18 protein-coding genes and 7 tRNA genes are annotated in these 22,453 nt (G+C 49.6%); 14 read left to right on the top strand and 11 right to left on the bottom strand.

Annotated features, from left to right (window positions below; all coding sequences use genetic code 11):
• The first annotated feature begins 47 nt into the window (after window positions 1–47).
• From fadB to EH243_RS05965, 3 genes are all read left to right on the top strand, one after another.
• Window positions 48–2,207, top strand: coding sequence for a fatty acid oxidation complex subunit alpha FadB (gene fadB / locus EH243_RS05975; RefSeq protein WP_126157732.1), 2,160 nt, complete (start codon window positions 48–50; stop codon window positions 2,205–2,207).
• Between the two features lie 13 nt (window positions 2,208–2,220).
• Window positions 2,221–3,399 (top strand): acetyl-CoA C-acyltransferase FadA, encoded by a 1,179-nt coding sequence (fadA, locus tag EH243_RS05970; RefSeq protein WP_126157731.1) that lies wholly within the window; start codon window positions 2,221–2,223, stop codon window positions 3,397–3,399.
• 98 nt (window positions 3,400–3,497) lie between these two features.
• Window positions 3,498–4,097, top strand: coding sequence for an acyl carrier protein phosphodiesterase (locus EH243_RS05965; RefSeq protein ID WP_126157730.1), 600 nt, complete (start codon window positions 3,498–3,500; stop codon window positions 4,095–4,097).
• 31 nt (window positions 4,098–4,128) lie between these two features.
• Here EH243_RS05965 and EH243_RS05960 read toward each other — a convergent pair whose 3' ends face one another.
• From EH243_RS05960 to msrB, 3 genes are all read right to left on the bottom strand, one after another.
• Window positions 4,129–5,268, bottom strand: coding sequence for a GIY-YIG nuclease family protein (locus tag EH243_RS05960; RefSeq protein ID WP_126157729.1), 1,140 nt, complete (start codon window positions 5,266–5,268; stop codon window positions 4,129–4,131).
• A gap of 184 nt (window positions 5,269–5,452) precedes the next feature.
• Entirely contained in the window at window positions 5,453–5,815 is a 363-nt protein-coding gene (locus tag EH243_RS05955; RefSeq protein WP_126157728.1) for a hypothetical protein, read from the bottom strand.
• Between the two features lie 82 nt (window positions 5,816–5,897).
• A complete protein-coding gene (msrB, locus tag EH243_RS05950) occupies window positions 5,898–7,046 on the bottom strand; it encodes a peptide-methionine (R)-S-oxide reductase MsrB (protein ID WP_126157727.1) in 1,149 nt (382 codons plus the stop codon).
• Between the two features lie 318 nt (window positions 7,047–7,364).
• Between msrB and EH243_RS05945 the strand changes: the two genes are divergently transcribed.
• Window positions 7,365–8,054, top strand: coding sequence for a PilZ domain-containing protein (locus tag EH243_RS05945; protein WP_126157726.1), 690 nt, complete (start codon window positions 7,365–7,367; stop codon window positions 8,052–8,054).
• A gap of 27 nt (window positions 8,055–8,081) precedes the next feature.
• Here the strand turns inward: EH243_RS05945 and selD are convergent, their stop codons facing one another.
• The 5 genes from selD to EH243_RS05920 all read right to left on the bottom strand — a co-directional run bounded on the left by selD (window position 8,082) and on the right by EH243_RS05920 (window position 14,579).
• Window positions 8,082–10,313 carry a selenide, water dikinase SelD gene (selD, locus tag EH243_RS05940; protein ID WP_126157725.1) on the bottom strand — a complete coding sequence of 744 codons (2,232 nt, stop codon included), beginning with the start codon at window positions 10,311–10,313 and terminating at the stop codon, window positions 8,082–8,084.
• Between the two features lie 819 nt (window positions 10,314–11,132).
• Window positions 11,133–12,197 (bottom strand): hypothetical protein, encoded by a 1,065-nt coding sequence (locus tag EH243_RS05935; protein WP_126157724.1) that lies wholly within the window; start codon window positions 12,195–12,197, stop codon window positions 11,133–11,135.
• A 105-nt stretch (window positions 12,198–12,302) separates the two neighbouring features.
• On the bottom strand, window positions 12,303–13,139 hold the full coding sequence (locus EH243_RS05930; RefSeq protein ID WP_126157723.1) for a CvfB family protein: 837 nt from the start codon (window positions 13,137–13,139) through the stop codon (window positions 12,303–12,305).
• A 76-nt stretch (window positions 13,140–13,215) separates the two neighbouring features.
• Window positions 13,216–13,728: an S-ribosylhomocysteine lyase gene (luxS, locus tag EH243_RS05925; protein ID WP_126157722.1), complete on the bottom strand. Its 513-nt coding sequence runs from the start codon at window positions 13,726–13,728 to the stop codon at window positions 13,216–13,218.
• Window positions 13,729–13,832: 104 nt separating this feature from the next.
• On the bottom strand, window positions 13,833–14,579 hold the full coding sequence (locus EH243_RS05920) for a spermidine synthase (RefSeq protein ID WP_241235010.1): 747 nt from the start codon (window positions 14,577–14,579) through the stop codon (window positions 13,833–13,835).
• 190 nt (window positions 14,580–14,769) lie between these two features.
• Here EH243_RS05920 and EH243_RS05915 point away from each other — a divergent pair, with 190 nt between their 5' ends.
• Window positions 14,770–14,988 (top strand): hypothetical protein, encoded by a 219-nt coding sequence (locus EH243_RS05915; RefSeq protein WP_126157720.1) that lies wholly within the window; start codon window positions 14,770–14,772, stop codon window positions 14,986–14,988.
• 139 nt (window positions 14,989–15,127) lie between these two features.
• Here EH243_RS05915 and EH243_RS05910 read toward each other — a convergent pair whose 3' ends face one another.
• Together EH243_RS05910 and EH243_RS05905 are read right to left on the bottom strand one after the other, a co-directional pair.
• Entirely contained in the window at window positions 15,128–16,480 is a 1,353-nt protein-coding gene (locus EH243_RS05910) for a DUF1329 domain-containing protein (protein ID WP_126157719.1), read from the bottom strand.
• A gap of 27 nt (window positions 16,481–16,507) precedes the next feature.
• Window positions 16,508–18,352, bottom strand: a complete 1,845-nt coding sequence (locus tag EH243_RS05905) for a DUF1302 domain-containing protein (RefSeq protein ID WP_241235005.1) — start codon at window positions 18,350–18,352, stop codon at window positions 16,508–16,510.
• A 288-nt stretch (window positions 18,353–18,640) separates the two neighbouring features.
• Between EH243_RS05905 and EH243_RS05900 the strand changes: the two genes are divergently transcribed.
• From EH243_RS05900 to greB, 9 genes are all read left to right on the top strand, one after another.
• A complete protein-coding gene (locus tag EH243_RS05900) occupies window positions 18,641–19,708 on the top strand; it encodes an AraC family transcriptional regulator (protein WP_126157718.1) in 1,068 nt (355 codons plus the stop codon).
• A 114-nt stretch (window positions 19,709–19,822) separates the two neighbouring features.
• Window positions 19,823–19,913 (top strand) — tRNA-Ser (locus tag EH243_RS05895).
• Window positions 19,914–19,929: 16 nt separating this feature from the next.
• Window positions 19,930–20,005 (top strand) — tRNA-Asn (locus EH243_RS05890).
• 4 nt (window positions 20,006–20,009) lie between these two features.
• Window positions 20,010–20,085: transfer RNA gene (locus EH243_RS05885), tRNA-Lys, on the top strand.
• 46 nt (window positions 20,086–20,131) lie between these two features.
• Window positions 20,132–20,207, top strand: a tRNA-Lys gene (locus EH243_RS05880).
• Window positions 20,208–20,281: 74 nt separating this feature from the next.
• Window positions 20,282–20,372, top strand: a tRNA-Ser gene (locus EH243_RS05875).
• Window positions 20,373–20,388: 16 nt separating this feature from the next.
• A tRNA-Asn gene (locus EH243_RS05870) sits at window positions 20,389–20,464 on the top strand.
• Window positions 20,465–20,468: 4 nt separating this feature from the next.
• Window positions 20,469–20,544: transfer RNA gene (locus EH243_RS05865), tRNA-Lys, on the top strand.
• 395 nt (window positions 20,545–20,939) lie between these two features.
• On the top strand, window positions 20,940–21,416 hold the full coding sequence (greB, locus tag EH243_RS05860; RefSeq protein ID WP_126157717.1) for a transcription elongation factor GreB: 477 nt from the start codon (window positions 20,940–20,942) through the stop codon (window positions 21,414–21,416).
• 23 nt (window positions 21,417–21,439) lie between these two features.
• On the opposite strand, the gene EH243_RS05855 is transcribed toward greB, so the two are convergent.
• Entirely contained in the window at window positions 21,440–22,426 is a 987-nt protein-coding gene (locus tag EH243_RS05855; protein ID WP_126157716.1) for a YeiH family protein, read from the bottom strand.
• Window positions 22,427–22,453 lie beyond the last annotated feature (27 nt).

Genomic DNA, 22,453 nt, shown 5'->3' with positions numbered 1-22,453 from the left:
GTTCCTTACTATGACTAACAATAATTATCCTGAGTATGGAGTGCACCATGCAATTTGAAGGCAAGGCTATTCGGGTTCAGGAGATCGACAGCGGTTTTTATGAGCTGACATTTGATCTGAACAATGAGCCAGTGAATAAATTTAATCAGCTGACCCTCGGTGAGCTGAAAGAGGCGGTGACACAACTTGGCGCCGTGGAAGATATCAAAGGGGTGCTGTTTAGCAGTGCCAAAGAAAGCTTTATCGTTGGTGCGGATATTACTGAGTTCAGTTCGCTATTCGGTCAGGGCGAAGAAGGGTTAATTGCCGGCTTGCTGGAAACCCACGCTATTTTCAATGCGGTAGAAGATCTACCTTGCCCAACGGTCACAGCGATTAACGGTTTGGCGCTCGGTGGTGGTTTTGAACTCTGTCTAGCGACCGATTATCGGGTGATGGGTAAAAACGCCAAAATCGGCCTGCCGGAAGTGAAGCTAGGTATCAATCCGGGTTGGGGTGGCATCGTCCGTTTACCTCGTCTTATCGGTATTGATAATGCCCATGAGTGGATCTGTACCGGTGTTGAAAAGCGTGCGGCGGCGGCTCTGAAAGATGGCGCGGTCGATGCGGTGGTTGAGCAGGATCAGGTACGCGACGCTGGCATCAGTCTGTTGCGCCAATGTGCGGCGGGTAAGTTTGATTACGCGGCACGACGTACAGTAAAACAAAGCGCTGTGAAGTTGAATCAGATTGAACAGATGATGGCCTTTGAAACGGCGAAAGGGATGATTGGTGCTAAAGCTGGGCCACATTATCCTGCGCCGTTACAAGCGGTTAAGACCATCCAGAAATCCTGCGGCATGAGCCGTGATAAAGCGATTCTGGCTGAAGCCCAAGGCGTTGCTAAACTGGCCTCCGGTCCGGTGGTGAAAGCGCTGGTGGGTCTGTTTATGAAAGACCAGTATGTTAAAAAAGTCAGTCGAGGCTATGAAGCGAAAGCGGAAAAAGTGAAGCAGGCGGCGGTGTTGGGTGCTGGTATTATGGGCGGCGGCGTCGCTTATCAGTCGGCTTCCAAAGGCGTGCCGATCCTGATGAAAGATATCAATGAGTCGGCGATTCAGCTGGGGCTGGATGAGGCCAATAAACTGCTGGCCGGTCAACTTAAGCGGGGTCGCATCGATGCGGCGAAGATGGCGACCACCATCAACCGTATCCGTCCAACCCTGAGCTACGGCGATTTTGCCACCGTTGATCTCGTGGTTGAAGCGGTAGTGGAAAATCAAAAAGTCAAAGCGATGGTGCTAGCCGAAACTGAGCAGCATATCGCCGATGATGCGGTGTTGGCGTCGAATACCTCGACGATCTCCATCAATGCCTTGGCTAAATCACTGAAGCGCCCCGAAAATTTCTGCGGTATGCACTTCTTTAACCCTGTGCATATGATGCCGCTGGTGGAAGTAATTCGGGGTGAAAAAACCTCAGATGCCACCATCGCGCGCACTGTCGCCTATGCGTCGGCCATGGGTAAAACCCCGATAGTGGTGAATGACTGCCCAGGGTTCTTAGTCAATCGCGTGTTATTCCCCTATTTTGGCGGATTTAGCGGTCTCCTGCAGGGCGGTGCTGATTTCCGTCAAGTGGATAAGGTGATGGAACGCTTCGGTTGGCCAATGGGGCCTGCTTATCTGTTGGATGTGGTCGGGATCGATACGGCCCATCATGCCGATGAGGTGATGGCGGCGGGCTTCCCTGAGCGTATGTCCCATGAGGGCGAATCTATCATTGATCGGATGTTCTCACTGGAACGCTTTGGTCAGAAAAACAACAAGGGTTTCTACCGTTACGAATTAGATCGTAAGGGTAAGCAGGCAAAATTGCCGGATGATACCGTTGATTCCCTGATTGATGGTGTGGTCGGTGCTAGCCGTGAGTTTGACGATCAAGAGATTATCGAACGCATGATGATCCCGCTGTGTATCGAAACGGTTCGCTGTTTGGAAGAGGGTGTTGTTGCGTCGCCGGCGGAAGCCGATATGGCGATGATTTACGGTATTGGTTTTCCTCCTTTCCGGGGTGGTGTGTTCCATTACCTTGATGAGATGGGATTGGCCGCATTCTGTGACATGGCGGCTAAGTATGCTGAGTTGGGGCCTTTATATCAGCCAACTGCGCAGATGCAGCAGATGGCAGCCGCCGGCACCACTTACTTAAATAACACAGCTAACTAAGGAGGAATCGAAGATGAGTCTGAATCCAAATGATGTAGTCATCGTCGATGCGGTGCGTACCCCAATGGGTAAGTCCAAAGGCGGTTCCTTCCGGAATGTCCGGGCTGAAGCTTTATCCGCAAGGGTGATGAACGGTTTGCTGGAACGTAACCCTAATGTTAATCCTGTTGAAATTGAGGATGTGATTTGGGGCTGTGTTAACCAGACTAAAGAGCAGGGCTTTAATATTGCGCGTAATGCGGCGGTTTTAGCCGGTTTGCCCCATAGTGTTGCTGGGCAGACGGTTAACCGTTTGTGTGGCTCCTCGATGTCGGCGTTACACACCGCGGCCCAAGCCATTATGACTGGCAACGGCGATCAATTTATCGTCGGTGGCGTTGAGCATATGGGCCATCTGGATATCCTACACGGTATCGATATCAACCCGCAGATGAGCACCCAGGTTGCCAAGGCGGCGATGATGATGGGGCTGACGGCTGAGATGCTAGGCAAGATGAACGGCATTAGCCGAGAGCAGCAGGATGCCTTTGGCGCCCGCTCTCATCGTCTGGCCGATGAAGCCCGTCGTGAAGGACGATTTGATAATGAGATCGTTGCTGTTGAAGGTCATGATGAAAATGGCTTCAAATCGCTGCTTGAACAGGATGAAGTGATTCGTCCCGAAACGACCGTCGAAACCCTTGGGCAGTTAAAGCCTGTCTTTGTCCCTAAGGTGGGTACGGTAACGGCGGGCACCTCCTCAGCGTTTTCTGATGGTGCCTCTGGGATGTTGATTATGTCGGCGGCTAAAGCGCAGGCACTTGGGTTGAAGCCGCGAGCTAAGATCCTGTCGATGGCGGTTGCTGGGTGTGATCCTTCGATTATGGGGTTTGGGCCGGTACCGGCAACGCAGAAAGCGTTGAAGCGTGCAGGGCTGCGAATCGACGATATCGATTATGTTGAGCTCAATGAGGCCTTTGCGGCGCAGGGGCTGGCGGTGCTTAAAAACTTGAAGCTACTCGAGCAGATGGAAGAACGGGTTAACCTCAATGGTGGCGCGATCGCATTGGGCCATCCGCTGGGTTGTTCTGGTACTCGAATCTCCACGACATTGCTGAACGTGATGGAACAGAATGATGGCACATTAGGGCTAGCTACGATGTGTATCGGTATGGGACAGGGCATCGCAACGGTGTTTGAACGTCTGAACTAAGCGTTTTTCGCAGACTGGCGCTACTTTAGAGCCGCTTGCTGTGTCACTGAAAACCCCGGATACTGTGATCTGTTGTCACAATATTCGGGGTTTTTTATTTGAATTTTTTTGCCCATCTAGTGCTGGCTAAACCGACGGTTCAATCCCGGGTCGGTAATCTGCTGGGGGACTTTGCCCGTGGTGTAGATATCCAGACGTTACCTGAAGCGGTATTCGAGGGGCTGATGAATCATCGGCGGGTGGATCAGTTTACGGATCAACATCCGGAGGTGATTCAACTGAAACGCTATTTTAGCACTCAGCGGCGTCGCTTTTCGGGTATTGCACTGGATGTCTTGTTTGATCACTTTATGCTTAAACATTGGCAGCAGTTTAGTCATGTTCCACTGGATCAGGTGATTGAGGCGCTCTATGAGGATCTAATCATGGGTCAATCATTGATGCCCGCTCGTATGCAGCAGGTGACTCAGCGACTGGTCGATACCGATTGGTTTCGGGCTTATCAACAGTTAGACGGCGTTGCGTATGCGTTGGATCGCATTGCGGGCCGGATTCGCTTTCGCCATGAGTTCAATGGTATCGGTGAGGAATTGACACTTCACTATCCACAGCTTGAAGCCGGTTTTAGTGTGTTTTTTATCGATCTGTGCGATCGCTTTCCATCACCGTTAATCGACTCAGGAAAGCGAGAGAGATAAGCCTTGAAGCAGGCTTAAACGGCCTCTGGGGTTACTTGCCGTTGCGTTGTGCTAGACGCGCTTGTAGTGAGCTGATCAGGTCTTGCTGGCCATACACCTTGTTGCTGACTGCGGGTGTCGCCGTTTTACGGTAGCGGTCAATGGTATGGGCTATTTTTTGCTCTTTACTCTGGCCGGTATTTTGGCTGACGCGGGCCATGGTAAAGGGTTTGGCGGTCAACGGTTGACCGGTCGCGGCACGGCTTTTTTCCTGCTGCATCACTGTCAGTTCGGCTTTTTTAGCGATGTCCAGATCCAACTCTAGCCGAGTTTCCTTGAGCGCTTCAGGTGCTTTTTTCACCGAGAGTGGCATGCTGCTACGCATGGCCGATTTAGGCTTCGGCTTAGGGGCGGTTTTTCGCATACCCTGCGCGCGGGCGTCAATTCGTGCCATGACGGCAGCCATCTCTTGGGCTTCAGCTTTTTGCCGAGAGATTTTCGTGGTCTCGCGGGCTTCCCGTTCCTCAACGATCTTCTCTTTAATCTCTTTTTCTAATTTAGCGGAAGAGACTTTGCCTACCGCAAGCTTAGGGGCTGTAGAAGTCGCTTTAGGGGTTTTAATGCCCGTGCTTTTGGCTTTATTTTTCGATGATTTACTGCGCTTGCGGAACTCCATCTCGGCAAGCACTTTGTTCATCGCCATCGTTTCTTGACGCTCACGGACGATTCTTGCTTCCAGTTCGGCATCGCGCTTACGAGCCAGCAGCTTGAGATCCGCTTCGGTGGCCGGAGTCTCGCCTGCTTCCCCTGTTGGTTTAGCAATTTCACTCTTTAACAATGCTTGCTGTTCAGCCTCTTCCAGCAACGCTAGCGCGGCTTTACGCTCAGCAGCGCTCTGACGGTGTACTTTGCTGGGTTTCGGCTTAGTGATGAGCCCCTGCAAGCTTTTAGCATCGAAGGTTTCGATCGCATCGGCGGTAAGCTCACGGGCTTCGCTGAGATTATCGGCGAACCCCCATTCAGAGAGTGCAAAGCTCTGGGCTCCTGCATCGCGAATATCATTGTAGAGTTCTGCCTCTACACCGGATTCGGCTGCAATCAGCAGCGTCTCCCAATGACTATCGATATCACTTCGGGTTGAACCGACATAAACCTGTTTGGAAACTGTGTTGGTGATGGTGAAAATAATCAAGATATTACCCAGAGCCGCTGGCAAAAAGAGGGCGTATTATAGAGATCAGAAAGGCAAAGGTAAGACTTGAAATTTAGTTTTTTTTCAGACTTTAATACGGATGCCGCTATCTGTCTGATTTAATAGTTTTTTCAGGCGAAATGGCAGTGATGATGGGCTGCAATAAAAATGAAATTAAATCGGCTTAGCGACTTAATTGTGCGATTCTCTCCGCTAACTGTTTATATTCCGAATAGGTATCGACGGTGAGTTGGCGTAGACCATAGGGAACCTGCGCCAAACCTTGGGTGGTTCCATTCGGTAAAATAAGTTGCCAAGCGGTTTTGAGTTGTGGGTCCTGAGCTAATAGCTGTTGGCAGGCTTGGCTAGCCCAAATCTCAGGGAGTTGGGTATTGGCTTGCGCTTCTTGCAGACAGGCATTAATCAGAGGGCGCTGTTGCTGCAGGTAGACCGCGGCTGATCGAGGGTCGGTTAGTTGTATAGCCAACGCCTGTTGTGCCACGAGCGGTAGTGTCAGCGCGATAATTAAGCGATAGAAAGCGGACAAATGGCTGCTCCTCATAGGTGTGAGTGACAGTTTATCCTATTTTTGTTGCGGGCTCAGCGGTGTCGACCGCCGAGCCATTGTTTTATTTGAATAGGCTGAGTTGCTCGGCATACCCTGCGGCAGCCATTTGCTCTAGTGGAATAAACTTCATCGACGCAGAGTTCATGCAGTAACGCAGTCCGCTGGGTTGAGGGCCGTCATTAAATACATGCCCTAGATGGGAGTCCGCGTAGGGGCTACGAATCTCCGTACGGGTCATGAAGAACTGTGTGTCGCTGTGCTCAGTCACCGCCTGTGGCGTAATCGGGCGGGTAAAGCTCGGCCAGCCAGTACCTGATTTATATTTATCCTTAGATGAGAAGAGTGGCTCTCCGCTAACGATATCCACATAAATGCCTGTCTGTTTATTATCCCAGTATTCATTGTCAAACGGTCGCTCGGTGCCCTCTTCTTGGGTAACTTTATATTGTATCTCAGTTAGGGTTTGGCGCAGCTGCTGTTCTGACGGCTTTTCGAAATGCATATAAGCCGAGCCGTCTTTCATCTCGTGACTCGCCGATTTCTGTTGCTGACCACGACCAAACTGAGTGAAGTCGGGATGCAGATCTTCGCCCCAGGTTTTTTCTAGGTACTGATCGCGGCCTGAATTAAAACGGTAGTATTTGTAGCGAATCGGGTTGTGCTGATAGTAATCCTGATGATAATCCTCTGCAGGGTAAAAGACGGTCAGTTTGGTTAGTTCTGTCGCTAACGGTTTGCTGTAGCGTCCTGAGCTTGCAAGCTCGGCCATCGATTTTTCAGCGATAAGACGCTGCTGTTCATTATGGTAGAACACTCCTGGACGGTATTGATTGCCTCGATCAACAAAGGAGCCGCTGCCATCGGTTGGGTCCATCTGTCGCCAGAGTGATTGCAGTAGTCCCTGATAGGTAATCACGTCAGGGTTATAGTAAACCTGTACCGCTTCGGTATGACCGGTGGAGCCGGAAGACACCTCGCGATAAGTTGGATCTACTTTATTGCCGCCGGTATAGCCGGAAATCGCATCTTTCACGCCGGGTAACTTTTCGAAGCCGGCTTCGGTACACCAGAAACAACCTCCGGCAAAAGTGGCGACTTTAAGCCCTTGCTTTTGCAAGTCTGCGCGTACGATTTTATCGGGTGCTGCGGTCACGCTCAGCACGGTAATACCGGCTAAGGCGGTTAGTAAAATGGCTATCTTTGTTTTCATTGGTTATCTCCGCATGGGTCACTGTATAGCGAAATAATACTCGAAGGGAGTGAAACCAAACTGAAAAGCTAAGGGAAATAACATCGGTTGTCACTAAGGCACGCGCTTGTCTAAAGGTGTATATAAATAGGGCTGACAAAAGGCCTATTTATTAGGCTAGAGTCGAAGCTGTGGCGCTTGTGAAGTAGGGGAGTGAGGGACTATAGTAGTGGTATTAACTTGGGAAGTTTATGGGCAGATTTCTAGGTTGTGCTGCTGAGAATAAATGGGATTTATTCTCTCTTCCTTATTGCTAGTCTGGATTTTAATGGTGCTTGGATGCCTTACACTAATGAAAATATCGTATTGAATGAGTTTCCCGCGCTTGAACAAGATAGCGTTATTCAGGTAAGTGATGCTGGGGGCTGTTTTAAGTATATTTCCCGTTTTTTCGGTATTGACGGTAAAGTGATCATCACGCGGTTGCCGTCGGTGACTCAGTTATCTAAAAACGGTATGGGCTCCGACGAACTGACCTACAGAGATACCTTCACTAAACGGCGTAAGCTGGTGATGCGTATTATCTCGAATGGACGGATTTATGCGTTTGAATCCGAGGTGATCGATCTCTTTCTGCAGGGTGGCCGTCTGTTGATGACCAGCTATCCGGATAATATTCAGTCCCGTAGTTTGCGCAAAGAGCCGCGCTACCCCTGTGCGATTACCGCTGAGTTGGTGGTTGGGGATGCGACGGTTAGCGGTATCGTGATTAACTTCAGTACCGGTGGAGGTTTGTTAAAACTGGCCGAAGGCGGGGATTTGGATGTTTTGCAAGAAGCCCGCAGCGAGAAGACAGAGTGTCTGCTGAAACTGCGGTTGCCGTTTGATGAGAAACCGTCGGAAGTGCACTGTAAAGTGAAGTCGCTGTCCCCTGAGAAACAGGCAGGTCTAGCCTTTAGCGGTGATAATGAAGTGATTGACCGCTATATCCATGCCTTAAACCTCGAATCGATCGGTGATTACTTCTAACCCGACTCGGTTATTATCTTCATCTGGTTAACTAAGCACTACTTGGGTGTTGCCATCTTGCCGCACACTGCCTATGGCGCAGGCTTCGCTATAACCCGCCGCCTGTAGCTCGGCGATCACCTTATCAGCTTGATCTGCACTCACCGCCGCGAGCAAACCGCCGGCTGTTTGTGGATCAAATAACAGCTCGATGTTCGCTTCGCTATCAAAGTCATCGAGGTTGGCAATTAACGCGTCAAATTGTCTGTTTTTCGGGTGAAGTGAGCTGAGCAGTCCTGCACGCAGGCAAGCTAAGGCACCGTCCATCACCGGTAGGTTGTCCAACCATAGACGTACACTCAGATTTGAACCCTCTAGCATCTCAGATAGGTGGCCGAGCAGACCAAAACCGGTGATGTCGGTGCAGGCGTGGGCACCCGCTGCAGAAAGGATCTGGCTGGCGCGGTAGTTGGATTGCAACATATGTTGCAACGCTTGACTGATCCAGCGCCCTTTCGCTTGGCTACGCATATCACTGGCGAAGAGTGTGCCGGTACCGAGAGGTTTGGTAACGATTAATCGATCACCCGGTTGAATCCCCTGTTTGGTCAATAACTGCTGACGGTCTGCAAGGCCGTTGATGGTAAAGCCCAGTGTGAGTTCGTTGCCTTCCGAGGTGTGTCCGCCAATTAAACCAATGTTGCAGTCGCTGAACACCTTGCTGGCACCGAGTAAGAGGTGGCGCAGTCGTTGTTCGACAATCTCATCGCTAGCGTGGGGAATACTGACAATCGCCTGAGCACTATGGGGTGTGGCACCCATGGCAAAAATATCACCCAGTGCATGGTTGGCAGCGATTTGGCCGAACAGAAAGTCATCGTTGACCAGTTGACGAAAGCTATCGACAGACTGTACCAATAACTTATCCGCAGGCACATCGATGACGGCTGCATCATCGGGGCGGTTAAGACCGATCTCAATATTGTTTGTTGGACGGGGAAGCTGTTTCAATACTCGGTTAAGGATGCTATGTCCTACCTTTGCACCACAGCCCCCACAGCGCATGTCGGGGTTTTCGATAGTCAGTGTCGCGCCGGGTGTTTGATCTGGTAGTTCAGTTAAGTCGCTGAAACGGCGCATAAAGGTTTGATCAATATTGTCTTTCCAGCGCCATACCCAAGCGCCTGCGAAGCTAAAGGGGCCACGTGAAGCAACCGCATAGCGGTCGCCGGTACTGATCAGACTGAGAAACTGCTTTTGTGGCTTATAACGGGTGAGCGGTTGTCCTGAGAGTGCGGCCTGAAGGTTACGCAGCAGTGGCGCACCCTGTCGGACGGCGAAGACCCCCGCTTTGGGGCGGGGATAGTTAACCATATCGGCGATATCACCGGTGGCAAAAATCTCAGGGTGGGACACCGACTGCAGATAGTCATTGACTCGGATGCAGCCATTATCATCGCACTCCAGCCCCGCTTTTGCCGGCCAGTCTGCGCCACGGGCCGTCGTGGCCCACAGAATTTCATCGAGCGAAATGCTCTCCCCGTCGGCGTTGATCACTCGGCCCTGTTTAACCCGCGCCACCCGAAAGCCCGTGTGCACCTCGATATGACGCTCTTTTAATACGCTGATATAGCGATTTTGTACCCGCTTATTCTGAGCCGAGAGGATCTGTTGTGGGCCGCAAATAACGTGGAAATGCAAATGGCTAGTACGGCGTTGTTGTTTGCCGAGCATTTTCTGCAGTTTATATTGCATGGCCAGCAGTACTTCCACCGCGCTAGCACCCCCGCCGACGGTACCGATGTGGATATCTTGGTTGTCATCCCCCTGCATGATGCGATCTTGCAGGTCATCCCAGTAGTCGAGTAGCTCTTTGACCGGTTTTACCCCCGTGGTGAATTCACTGGCGCCGGGGATGGTGGTTAGGGCAGGGGTTGAGCCGGTATCAATGCTGAGCAGGTCATAACTAAAATCAGGGTGGTTGAGACACTGGACGGTGCGGTTGACGGGATCAATGCCGGTGACAGCATCTTCAATAAAGTCGATACCGGCGTAACGGCAGAAGCGTCCTAAGTCGATATGCACCTGATCAAAACTGTAATGGCCAGCAATTAACCCCGGTAGCATGCCTGAGTAAGGGGTTTGCACTAAGTTTGATATCAGAGTGATACGCACACCGGCGGGTTTATCCATTGCCATCATCAGTAGAGCGATGACGTGAGCATGTCCACCTCCGATAAAGATCAGGTGCTTATTAGCAGGGATGGGGTCCAGTTGCATGGGGTACTCGGTCTGTGTGAATGTTGGCTATATAGTAGCGAATAAATGACCGGAGATAAGAAAAAAATACCGGGTGTGTGCACCCGGTGAATATTAACAAGAGCCTGACAATGCCAGCGGCCATTCGTGGTGAGTGTGTAAAGATAAACACTCAGGCTAAAAATCGAATAACCGATGAATTATCAATGCCCGAAAGAAAGGCGGGAGGGCTGGCCAAATCAGCCTTCCCGCCGTAGACAGATTACCGGTGAGGTGAGAGCAACCTGTCTGTTCTAACGAGCGAGATTGATGTTAATGCAAATGAGAATGCTTATCAATAAGTTTTTGTAATTTTATTGCATAGAAACTAACCCGACTCTGAAACACCCGTGTTAATAGGTGGTTGCGCCGGTTTCGCAGTGGCTATGCAAAGGTTTTCCCATAGGATATCCACAGAATAAGGGGATAACCTCGGCGTGTGTATTAAATGGGTTGTTATGTCCGCTTTTGTTCAGTGCATGCTGTCCATTGAAGTGTTATCTATGGGTTAAAGCATCTTGAACGCTACAGTGGATAACAAAAAGAGGAGCCGGTTGTTCTATTTTGGCTTTTTGGCGTGAAAAAGAGTGAAAACGGCGTCTTGTGTTTAAGGTCTGTGGGTAAGTTGGAGGAAGTTATTCAAAAGTATCAACCGAGATATCAACAGAATTGAGCGCATTAAAAGCGTTGTGGGTAACTGTTATAGCAGGGGCTGCTCTGGACGGATGAAGCGGCGAAGCCTGTGTGAACTGGCAATCACAACAGGCTCGCCGAGTAGCATAAACTGGAGAATAAGCGAGGTTATTCGACCTTTTTGAGTATAGCAACACCCTGTTTATAACCTAAGCCGCCATTGCCATGTACAGCGCCTAACTGGCAGTTTGCACTGGCGAGCAGTTGCTGGTGCATCTCGATCAGGTTATTGAGTGCAGGGTTGTTCCAGGGCCCTTTAGCTAGATTCATACCGCCGGTAATGGTAATTAGGTGTTGCTCGAGGAAGGCGGGTAGTTGCGCTAAGTTATCCACGAGTCCGCTGGCCAGTAAAAAAGCGATCGGTACAACGGGATAGCAGGTATAGACTTCTAATAAGGCATGCCCGTCACGAAACTGCTGAGCAAAGTCGATGCCGGCTTGCTGACAGGCAGATTGATAAGCCTTTTCGAGGTGGTCATAGCTGGCTATCTGTTCGATATAGTCTTTTCCATCACCCGGTAGACAACCTAGCCCTGCCGCAGCGACTTCGATGCTGTCCTGAGGGGATATGTTGAGGGCTTTGGCGGCGGCTGGGTTGCCGATCAATAAGCGGCCGCTAAAGTCGATTAGCGGGTTAGCACAATCCACACCGCGAAACAGCGGTGTAATTAGGTTATACCAGCGTTCATCCGGCAGTTGGGTGGATAACTCAGTGGTCAGGCTTTGATAACGGCGTTTATAGTTTTCAAATAGGTCATCGGCTAACTGCCGAAATTGCTCAGGGCTACTGTTATGCCGCAGGATAAATTGTTCGGCTAATTCGTTATAGGCCTGTGTTAGCGGGTAGTCATTACCATAGACGGCCATTAGATCCAGCCGTTGCTGGCGATCGTAGCCGCTGCGTAAGTTGTCGGCACCGCTAATCACGATGGCATCGGTCGCACCGCTGTTAATCAGCAGTTTAGCGTCCGCTAGGGCTTCAATGGGGCCGCAGCCGCTGCGGTAGTGATTCGGCAGTAGTTTGCTGTGCCAAGGGGTGCTAAGAGGATCGATCACCAGTTCTGTTATGCGGAGCCCCTGTTGTTTTAGGGTGGCTTCCTGCGTTAAACAGTGCTGTAAAGAGCCGTGGTTATCGACAGTTTTGGCGGAGGCAATAATCAGGGCCTGAGTCATAGTATAGTGTCCTTGGAGAAAGGCACTAGTCTATCAGGGTTTTCCTGTATATGGTAAGGGCCGCAGCGAAAGCGCAGGCCCTTTTATGATTACGGTATGCTGAGATTACTTCGTGAGAAGACGGATGCCATTCTCTTCGATAGCGATCTTTCGTTCTTTATAAAGACGACCGATCGACAGCTTAAAGGCTTTTTTGCTGCAACTGAACAGACGCTTGATCTCATCGGGCGAGGTTTTATCATTCGCCGCGATAAAGCCGTCATGATCTTCTAGCAGATGCAAAATGCGTTTACCGAGATCATCGGTTTTGCCATAACCTAGCTGTTGTAGGCTTAGGTTAATTTTGTCATCCGGGCGAACCAGCTTGATAAAGCCTTTCATCCGCTGGCCGTAACGTATCGGTTTGAAAACATCATCGTCATAGATCACGCCCCAGTGTTGGCCGTTAATGATCGCCTTATAACCGATATGGGTGTGTTCTTCGATAATGAGATCAACCTGTTGTCCCTTCTCATAACTGTGGGGATAGTTGTCGAGAAACTTATTCAGCTTAGTCGATCCTGCGATGCGGTCGGTTTCCTGATCCAGATAGAGGTAGACGATCTGTTCTTGATCTTTTTCAACGGTTTTCTTCTGTTCGCTGAAAGGTACCAGTAGATCTTTCGGTAGCCCCCAGTCGAAGAAAGCACCGGTGCGGTTAAGATCAAGGACTTTCAGGCAGGCAAACTCACCAATCTGAGCCTTTGGCGTCTCGGTGGTTGCGATGAGCATGTCATCGGAATCACGATAGATAAAGACCTCTAACCGGTCACCTGGTTGTGTGTTTTCTGGTACATAACGTTGAGGTAGCAGAATTTCACCAAGCTCTTCGCCGTCAAGATAGACGCCGAACTTAACTTGTTTGACCACTTCCAGATTATTGAACCGGCCGATCATTGCCATGGGGGTTGTGCCTCTAGGTAAAATAAAACGGAGCCTAATATCTTTGGCTCCGAGATTGAATCAGGTATCGATGTGATCAGGAATGAGTTTCTAGGAACTCAGTGTCCAGTTTTAGCTCGTCATTGCTGTTCACGCCTACGCCGCGTTGGCGAATGTTGTCAGCAATGGCTTTGGCTTCTTCCAGTGAGTGCATATGGTAGGTACCGCACTGATATTCGTTGAGTTCGGGGATCTGATTTTGTTTTTCAACATGCAGCACATCATCCATCGATTCCAACCAAGCGTTAGCCACTTTTTGCTCTTCGGGTGTACCAACTAGGCTCATGTAGAAACCGGTGCGGCAGCCCATCGGTGAGATGTCGATAATTTCAACGTCATCGCCATTGAGGTGGTTACGCATAAAGCCGGCAAACAGATGCTCAAGGGTGTGGATGCCTTTTTCGCTGAGTATCTCTTCGTTGGGACGGCAGAAGCGAAGATCAAAAACAGTGATGGTGTCGCCATGAGGGGTAGTCATATTCTTAGCAACACGAACCGCTGGCGCATTCATACGGGTGTGATCAACAGTAAAGCTATCTAGCAGAGGCATGTGTAAATCTCTCAGAAATAACAAATAGTATAGTCGAAGATTATCCCAGTATTATGCGGGGAAATTAACCCTTAGTGGTGTATTTCTTTTCAATCACTCGGCGATCACGATTCCCGTATCCGGTTTAATAACTTTCGCGCTGGAAATCCTAACCGTTTTTCCAGCTTTTTGGCGCCGTTCAGTAGAGCCCTAGGGTTCGATTCCGGCTTGCCGCCCTTGAAACCAAAGGCGATCAGGTTGCCGCTATCGACGGTGCAGCATAACCAGTTATCGCCGAATAGATCGGAAAGCTGCTGATTAGCCCGAGGGTGATAGCCATGCCCTTCATCCCAAAGGTTTAGCACGAGCACCCCTTGATCGCTTAACAGGCGGTAGCATTGCTCAAGATACTCTTTCTGCAATTGTTGATGTTGCATGCCTGTATCACTAAATAGATCGGTAAAGATGAGATCATATGTGCTGTTTTGCTGGCACAGGTACTCCATCGCATCACTAATGGTAATGGTGAGTCTGGGGGTGTCTGGTAGCTGAAAGTACTCGGTTGCGGTGTTGAGTACCTGTTGTCTAAGTTCTGCCACCGTGATCTCTAAGTTGGCGGAATAGCTGAGCAGGGCGTGTACCAGTGAACCGCCACCTAAGCCTAGCATCAGTGCCTGCTGTGGCGCGGGTTGATATAGCAAGCCTAACAGCATGACCTGTAAATACTGATACACCGGATAGTCTGGTCGACTGCGATCGATACGGCTCTGCTCGCCGCCAGAGCCAAAACTCATGTAGCGATAAGGGCCATCATCATAGACATAAATAGGGCCGTGCTCATCGAACTGACGGGTGATCTCTGTTCCCTGCATGGTGCTCAAACAATCATTCTCCAACAATATTTAAACTCAAATCCTGCGCATGCCATCGAGAGAAGGTTCTCTGCTGATGGTCCCTAGGCTGTTTTTCTCTCTAACCACTTAGTTGAACGGCAGGGTGACATAGTTTGATCTACTATTAATCACCGCAGTAGGGATAAAACAACTAATGAGGGATACACTCATGAAGCAAAGTGAATTGGTGTTAGCGCATTGTATCGGGTGTGGCTGTGATGATCATCACAGTTGTGATACGGATGATGGCAAATGTACCTGGATTATTGTTGATCGGGAGTTGAACGTGGGGGTTTGTAGCGGTTGTGAAGAGGCATTGGCCGCTTGGCAGCAGGGAGCAAGGACGGCAGCGGCGGTGCAAGCACGCGGGAGTCATCATCACTATTGATCGCTGAGCGGATATCACCCGCCATGCTGACGGGCTATTTTATCCGTATGTTAGATAAATTAAAGGAGCCAATGGCTCCTTTAGTGTTTTATGCAGGCTAATCAGGTCAACGGTTGAGTGTTGATTACCGTTAGCAGGATTAACGTATCCCCATTCGGCGGATCGCCTGAGGGGTAAAGTCGCTATGTTTGAAGCGAGCGTTAAAGTCGAAACCGTCACCCTCTTCATTGGTCAGGCTACCCACAAGGTAACGTCCGGATTGAAGATCATAAAGCACTTCAGCGGCTAACCAAGGCACCTGAGCGTCTTGATACTGCATTTCATGGGCTTCACCGACACGCCACAGTTGTCCACGGCCATCATAGTGATCAACAACCGCTGCCTGCCAGGTATCTTCATCGATATAGAACACCCGTTTAGCATAGATATGACGCGCACCTTCTTTCAGCGTGGCTTCAACTTTCCAGACCCGGTGCAACTCATAGCGACCTAACTCTGGGTTCATATGACCCTTTTGTAAGATGTCGGTGTATTTCAACCCACGGTCAGCCAATTTGTAGCTGTTGTACGGGATATAGATCTCTTCTTTGCCCGCGAGCTTCCAGTCGTATAGATCCGGTGCGCCGTTAAACAGATCGAGGTTATCCGAGGTCCGTTGTCCATCGGAGGCGGTGCCCGGTGCATCATAGGCAATCTGAGGAGCCCGACGTACCCGACGTTGACCAGCATTGTAGATCCACGCCTGACGCGGTTTAGCGATCTGATTTTGTGCTTCATGTACCAAGAGCACGTTACCCGTTAATCGTGCGGGTGCTTTAATCTGCTGCACGAAGTAAAAGAGAATATTGTCATCCTGTTCGGTACGGCCCTCTTTTAGGTAGTTTGGCCAAGACATCTTTTCGGTGATTTTTACGGGTACAAAGTTGCCATTTTCATGCACCGGCACCTGTACAAAGGTACGTTCCAATGAACCACCACGGTAACGAGACATGTGGTTCCAGATCGCTTCTAAACCATTCCCCGGAATAGGGAAGGGGATACCTTCGAGCGTATTAGCACTCAGGCCGTTGCCGTTATCCGTGAGTTCTGAGTTAACCGCATTGGTGCGGGCATTCTCATACTGAGTCACTGGCAGAGAGGCACTGCGGTGGGTCGGATAGATGTTCATCCGAAAGGTGTCGGGGTATTTAGCAAACATGGCGAGCTGACCGGGGGTCAGGTGTTGTTTATACTCGGCGGCATTATCGGCGGTAATGGTCATGAGTGGTTGCTCGCCGGCATAAGGGTCTTTAAAACGCTCCCCGCCAGCCGGTAAACCACCTTTCCACGCAGGTATAGTGCCGTCGGCATTGCCAGCCATCTCAGCTCCGAGAGGGGTTAACGTATGGCCGAGTTTGGCCGCTTCAGCGTCGGACACTGCCGCGATAGATTGCAGGCTGAAACTCAAGCCCATCACTGAGCCAAGGATCAGTGCCGTTGATTTAAACGTCATAATAAATTCTCCTATTTTCCTTAACTCTTAGAAAGAGACTGATGCACTGAGAGAAAGAAAATCGCGATCACTAATGGCGTTGTAGTCACCGCCAAAGAAGTTGGTATAGCCTAGTTGTACTTGATATTGATTAAGATAATCGGCAGTTAGGCTAAGAGAAACAGTTTTTTCACCTTCATTAAAGGCAGATCCAGGTTCAGGGCCGTAACCTTTAATGCCCTGCTTAAAGCTAATTTCAGGTTTAAGGTTAACCCCGGAAATCGCGTTTGGATAGGAAAGGTTTGCTCGGACGACATAACCATAAGAGTCTTGTGTGACAAAACCATCGTTGTCACCAGCAGCATAACCAAAGATACCGTTTCGACCATATTTAATGGCTGTGGCGCTTTCATCGAGATCATGTACATGGGTCCAGCCTAGTTCGCCGATTAATGTCATTCGGCTAGCGCCCATGACTTGGTCAACAAATTTAACAAAAGTTGTTTGTACCTGAGTGACATCGAACATAGTGTAGCCATGAATATCATCGCCAAAACCAGTTGAAGAGACTAATCCATTAGCTGGATTGCCAGCAGCAGTACCTAGGGTCAGCATTGAGGCTACTAACATAGGGCCGTTCATCTGCACGGGCACGTCCATCTTATGGCTTACTTCACCGGACCAAGCGATATCGCCTAGGCTGGTGCTGAAGCTCAGCCCGATCATTTTGGTCTCTTCTGGGTATTCAATAAAGTATTGTGATTGGAATACACCTGCATTATTGGGTATGGATACCACAGATGCTAGATCGGCTTTAACGCCGCTAATCAGAGGAAGGCGGCTGTGATATTGTGCTAGATAAAGACCAAACTCAGTGCTGTTGAGTTCTTCTGCGTAATATCTAAATGCCACACCAAATTGGCCGCTATCATCCGGCTCTCTGATACCATCATTGGCGCGGTTGACGACAAGGTCAGTGTTATAGGGCGCACTACCATCAAAGTTATTGAAATAAGCGTCGTCTGAAGATGCTCCTGTGGCGGGGATTGCGGGTGAAACGACGCGTATGCCGTTACAGCCTTCTGCCGTAAAATCGTTAGTGGAAAAGTAGGTGCCGCAGCCGTCGATTGCTGTTTTTTCCCATTCAAGCTGATAAAAACCTTCGACACTGAGATTGTCGGTGAGCCCCAAAGAGGCAAATGCCATATTGACGGGCAGTAAGCCTTCTTTTATCTCTGCACCAGCACGACGAAACGCGCTGACATCGAAGGGGTTAATGACGTTAATGCCGCCCTGAATAAAGGTGCTTTCGCCCCAGTTAACCACCTGTCGGCCCAGTCTTACATCCAATGGTTGTTCGTTTAATGTGAATGAGCCAAAGACATAGGCATCGAGAACTTCAGCGCCGGAGAACTTGGCGTAATCGTTGAAACTACTATCGTCTAACGAGCTGTTAGCCGCATAGCTATTCGGTATGTGGCCGTGGTCGACTGAGCCATCACTCTGTGCTTGGTCATACCAGTATTTGCCGCGGACAAAGATGCCAATATTCTCTTTGCGTAATTCAAGCTCGTGAACGCCCTTGAATACGGTAGAGAAGGCATCGCCTTGAGAGTAGTTTTGTGTTCCATCATCATAAGAGCCAGAACCCGCGCTGGTTCCGCCGTTCGCTTTTGATATCAGCCCCTCATCGGCGTCATTTAAACGCCAACTGGAACCAAGGGATAGCTGTGAGTCAAAGCGTCCTTCTATCTCGCCAAGATTAAATTCGACCGCCATCGCTGGGCTTGCGAGGGTTGTGGTTAGTATGGCAAGGGTGACACTCTGTGCGAGTTTGTTACGCACTGGTGTGGCTTGACATAGGGTAGGCATCAGTATCGATCTCTTTGCCATTTGGTACACCTTTTCGGTAGCTTGTTATTTTTGTTTGTTCAGCCAGACCCGGTTACACGGGATATTAGCCAGCCTACTGATCAGGTTGATACCTGCGGCTCGCGTGATCTGAATAAGGCAGCTTAAATCATCCTTCATTCGTGTTGCTCTTCTCAATAACAATAGCTGTCATTATCACTGACAAAAAATGTCTCGGCTATTTTTTTTGGTTTTTCATGATATAAGTTAAACGCATCGTACCTATATTTTGTAACATTAAAGAAAGTAAGAGAAAAGAAGAGAAGAAAGATGGAAAAGACCATCACCGTTCCAACCGGTTATGTCCGGTATCTGCTGTCTCAGGTAGAAAAACAGGGCTACAACCTAGATGAGCTGTTGGCCGAAGTTGGCATAGATCCGACAGAAATCGAACAGAGAACCGAATTTTCTGCTGTCAAATTCGGTCAGCTTTATCAGCGTATTATGTGGACCGCGCAAGATGAATCATTTGGTATGGTCTCGGGAGGGCGAGTGCCGAATGGGACTTTTCGCATGATGTGTCATGCGATTATTCACTGTTCCACCTTAGAAAAGGCGATCTACCGCAGTAGTGCTTTCTACGAGATTTGCCGAGGCACGAAAGTGAAGCCGCTATTAGTGCGCAAAGGCCGTTATGCCAAGCTTTCCTTCGCGCCGGTTAGTTCCGTACCCGCCGAAGAGGTGCGTGAATTGTTGGAAAATGAACCCGCGGGGGTAGTCCGGACAGGCCTGTCCATGTGGCACCATTTTATCAGTTGGTTGATAGGCTCAAGACTGGATCTGAAAGCCGCGTACTTCACCTTTCCGCGGCAGGAGGATAGTTATCATTATGAGACACTGTTTCAGTCAGAAGTTAAGTTTGATCAGCATGATAACGCCATTGTGTTTTCGGCCCGCTATCTTGATTATCCTATTATTCAGAATGATGAAAGCCTAAGAGCCTTCCTGCAAACGGCGCCTTATCAGTTAATTGTGATGGTGGATAACGACCAAAGCCTGCGTTCGCAAGTTAAGGTGATGTTAGGCAAAGACTTCAGTCGGGAGCTGCCTGGAGCGGAGGAGGTGGCATTTAAATTGAACATGTCGGTGTCCACCCTGCGTCGTCGGTTAGCCGATGAAAACAGCTCTTATCAGAAGATAAAGGATGACTGTCGTAAGAAAGCAGCGATCAACTATATGGATTCGCCTCAACTTTCGATTAACGATGTGGCTGCGTTGATGGGCTTTGATGAGCCGTCGGCATTTTTTCGCTCATTTAAGAAATGGACCGGTATGACACCGGGTGAGTATCGCCGTAGTGCAACTTATGGTGAAAAGTACCGTTTGGGCATGAATTAAGGGTTAAGAATATGGGTTGAGGAAAAGATATGAATATTTTTAGTCAAATATTCACTTTTTCTATTCCCAAGTGTTGACACAAACGCGGAATCCTTTAATATACGGCACCTCGCTGGAGGGGTGGCTGAGTGGTCGAAAGCACTGGTCTTGAAAACCAGCGAGGGTTAATAGCCCTCCCAGGGTTCGAATCCCTGCCCCTCCGCCATAGCGAGAAACGTTGTTCCTCGATAGCTCAGTTGGTAGAGCAGTAGACTGTTAATCTATTGGTCGCTGGTTCGAGTCCAGCTCGAGGAGCCACAACGGGTCGTTAGCTCAGTTGGTAGAGCAGTTGGCTTTTAACCAATTGGTCATAGGTTCGAATCCTATACGACCCACCACTTCTCTTAACGGAGTTGTGGTATGGGGAAAAAAGAAGTTCGGTGTGGGTCGTTAGCTCAGTTGGTAGAGCAGTTGGCTTTTAACCAATTGGTCATAGGTTCGAATCCTATACGACCCACCACTTCTTATAAATGGCCACCATTGGGTGGTTTTTTTATGTTTGAAATTTGTGCGCTTTAATATAGGCACCTCGTTGGAGGGGTGGCTGAGTGGTCGAAAGCACTGGTCTTGAAAACCAGCGAGGGTTAATAGCCCTCCCAGGGTTCGAATCCCTGCCCCTCCGCCACAACGAGAAAGGTTGTTCCTTGATAGCTCAGTTGGTAGAGCAGTAGACTGTTAATCTATTGGTCGCTGGTTCGAGTCCAGCTCGAGGAGCCATAGTGGGTCGTTAGCTCAGTTGGTAGAGCAGTTGGCTTTTAACCAATTGGTCATAGGTTCGAATCCTATACGACCCACCACTATTTTATAAATGGCCACCATTGGGTGGTTTTTTTATGCCTAAAATTTATGCTGCGCACAGGATTGGAGAGCCGCTAGGTTCGAGCCGATCGAAGCGAGACAGCCTGACGCTTGTGACAGCGTCCTACAAGGCGAAGTCATCCTGTAATCCTCACCACTTCTACTAAATGGCCACCGTTGAGTGGTTTTTTCATGTCTAATATTTTGCTCCGATAACGTCATAACCGGTTGTTTGTCTGCTAATAAAGCGCATGATGAATAGCAGCGTTATTTTCCTGTGTTCTCCATACCCTCTGTGGTAAAAATACGGCTTGTTCTGCCTATGGAATGGGTTGGAATGCAGGGCCGATGAATAGTTATCAACAAAATATCCATGTGAAGGCACTATAAGCGAATGAAGGCACGATTAATTACACAGGAAGGTTACGACAAGCTTAAGGCGGAACTCGACTACCTGTGGCGTACAGAGCGTCCAGAGGTGACTCAGAAGGTGACCTGGGCGGCCAGTCTTGGCGATCGCAGTGAGAATGCCGATTATCAGTACAATAAAAAGCGGTTACGGGAGATCGATCGCCGAGTGCGCTATCTGCGTAAATGTATCGATGAGTTAGGTGTGGTGCACTACGCCCCCGAGCAGGAGGGCAAGGTGTTCTTTGGCGCCTGGGTCGAGATTGAAAACGACGATGGCGAGGTAAAACGGTTTCGCATCGTTGGCTATGATGAGATCTTTGAGCGCAAGGATTACATCTCTATCGATTCACCGATGGCCCGCGGCCTGTTGAAAAAGGCCGTTGGCGACGAAGTCGCCATCAGGACGCCGGCCGGTGAGGCTTATTGGTACATCAATCAGATTGAGTATGTGCAATCCTAGCGATTGATCGGTTGCTGACGGCGTTAGATGCTAATCAAGAACCGATTTAATCCATAACCACCCACGATCAACATCACAAACAGAATCGACGCTAACAACATCGGTTTAGGCCCCGCCTGTTTGATCGTCACCCAGCGGGTTTGTAGGCCTAGGGCTGCCATCGCTAAGGCTAGGCTGAACTGGCTGGCGGTTTTTAAGAGGCCTAGTAGTTGTTCGGGGAGCACGACGAAGCTATTAACGCCGGTGGCGGCGATAAAGCCAAACACAAACCAAGGGATGATCACCTTACTTTTGCCCGTTTGACCCTCGCTGGTGCTGCTTAGAAATGAACTGAGTAGCAGAATGAAGGGCGCGAGCATCATCACCCGAATCAACTTAACGACCACCGCTGTTTGTAGGGTTTCGGGGCTGATTGATTCGCCGGCCGCTACGGCTTGAGCGACTTCGTGAACGGTGCTGCCGATATAGATGCCAAAGGATTGCTCGGTCATGCCTGCAAACTGATAGATCAGTGGATAACTAAACATTGCCAGTGTGCCAAACAGCACCACGGTTGCGACGGCGATGGTGATATGTTGCTGTTTGGGTTTTAGCACGGATTCGGTCGCAAGAACCGCCGCTGCACCACAGATAGCACTACCGACAGAGGTTAGAATCGCTACATCTCGGTGCAGCTTGAAAAACTTGATGCCGATCCAGGTGCCAAGGCTAAAAATAGTACAGATCATTACTGCATCTAATACCAGTGCCTGCCAGCCGACGGCAAAGATCTGCTCTAAGCTCAGACTAAAGCCAAACAACACAATACCCGCGCGTAGTAAGCGTTGCTGACAAAACTGGCTGACCCGTTGGTCATTCTTACTTTGAGGTTTGTGATCAAAGTGTCCCCAGATGATGCCCATTAAGATCGCCAAGGGTAGCGCGCTTAAACCTAACTGTGCGATGGCATCTAGGCTGGCAAGCCCGAGGGCTAGGGCTGCAATAAGTGGTAGTAGAATGATCCGAGGCACGAGTAGCTCTCCGTATACGCTAATTAG

It is taken from the genome of Amphritea opalescens, from assembly GCF_003957515.1.
Taxonomy (GTDB): domain Bacteria; phylum Pseudomonadota; class Gammaproteobacteria; order Pseudomonadales; family Balneatricaceae; genus Amphritea; species Amphritea opalescens.
The sequence above is the reverse complement of the archived record's forward strand: the minus strand, read 5'-3'. Positions and strand labels throughout refer to the sequence as shown.

What these genes read in the sequence shown, in the direction of transcription:
- fadB (WP_126157732.1), top strand. Translation starts at nt 48, where the DNA reads ATGCAATTTGAAGGCAAGGCTATTCGGGTTCAGGAGATCGACAGCGGT.
- fadA (WP_126157731.1), top strand. Translation starts at nt 2,221, where the DNA reads ATGAGTCTGAATCCAAATGATGTAGTCATCGTCGATGCGGTGCGTACC.
- msrB (WP_126157727.1), bottom strand. Translation starts at nt 7,046, where the DNA reads ATGAAAACAAAGATAGCCATTTTACTAACCGCCTTAGCCGGTATTACC.
- EH243_RS05945 (WP_126157726.1), top strand. Translation starts at nt 7,365, where the DNA reads ATGCCTTACACTAATGAAAATATCGTATTGAATGAGTTTCCCGCGCTT.
- selD (WP_126157725.1), bottom strand. Translation starts at nt 10,313, where the DNA reads ATGCAACTGGACCCCATCCCTGCTAATAAGCACCTGATCTTTATCGGA.
- EH243_RS05935 (WP_126157724.1), bottom strand. Translation starts at nt 12,197, where the DNA reads ATGACTCAGGCCCTGATTATTGCCTCCGCCAAAACTGTCGATAACCAC.
- EH243_RS05930 (WP_126157723.1), bottom strand. Translation starts at nt 13,139, where the DNA reads ATGGCAATGATCGGCCGGTTCAATAATCTGGAAGTGGTCAAACAAGTT.
- luxS (WP_126157722.1), bottom strand. Translation starts at nt 13,728, where the DNA reads ATGCCTCTGCTAGATAGCTTTACTGTTGATCACACCCGTATGAATGCG.
- EH243_RS05920 (WP_241235010.1), bottom strand. Translation starts at nt 14,579, where the DNA reads ATGCAGGGAACAGAGATCACCCGTCAGTTCGATGAGCACGGCCCTATT.
- EH243_RS05915 (WP_126157720.1), top strand. Translation starts at nt 14,770, where the DNA reads ATGAAGCAAAGTGAATTGGTGTTAGCGCATTGTATCGGGTGTGGCTGT.
- EH243_RS05910 (WP_126157719.1), bottom strand. Translation starts at nt 16,480, where the DNA reads ATGACGTTTAAATCAACGGCACTGATCCTTGGCTCAGTGATGGGCTTG.
- EH243_RS05905 (WP_241235005.1), bottom strand. Translation starts at nt 18,352, where the DNA reads ATGGCAAAGAGATCGATACTGATGCCTACCCTATGTCAAGCCACACCA.
- EH243_RS05900 (WP_126157718.1), top strand. Translation starts at nt 18,641, where the DNA reads ATGGAAAAGACCATCACCGTTCCAACCGGTTATGTCCGGTATCTGCTG.
- greB (WP_126157717.1), top strand. Translation starts at nt 20,940, where the DNA reads ATGAAGGCACGATTAATTACACAGGAAGGTTACGACAAGCTTAAGGCG.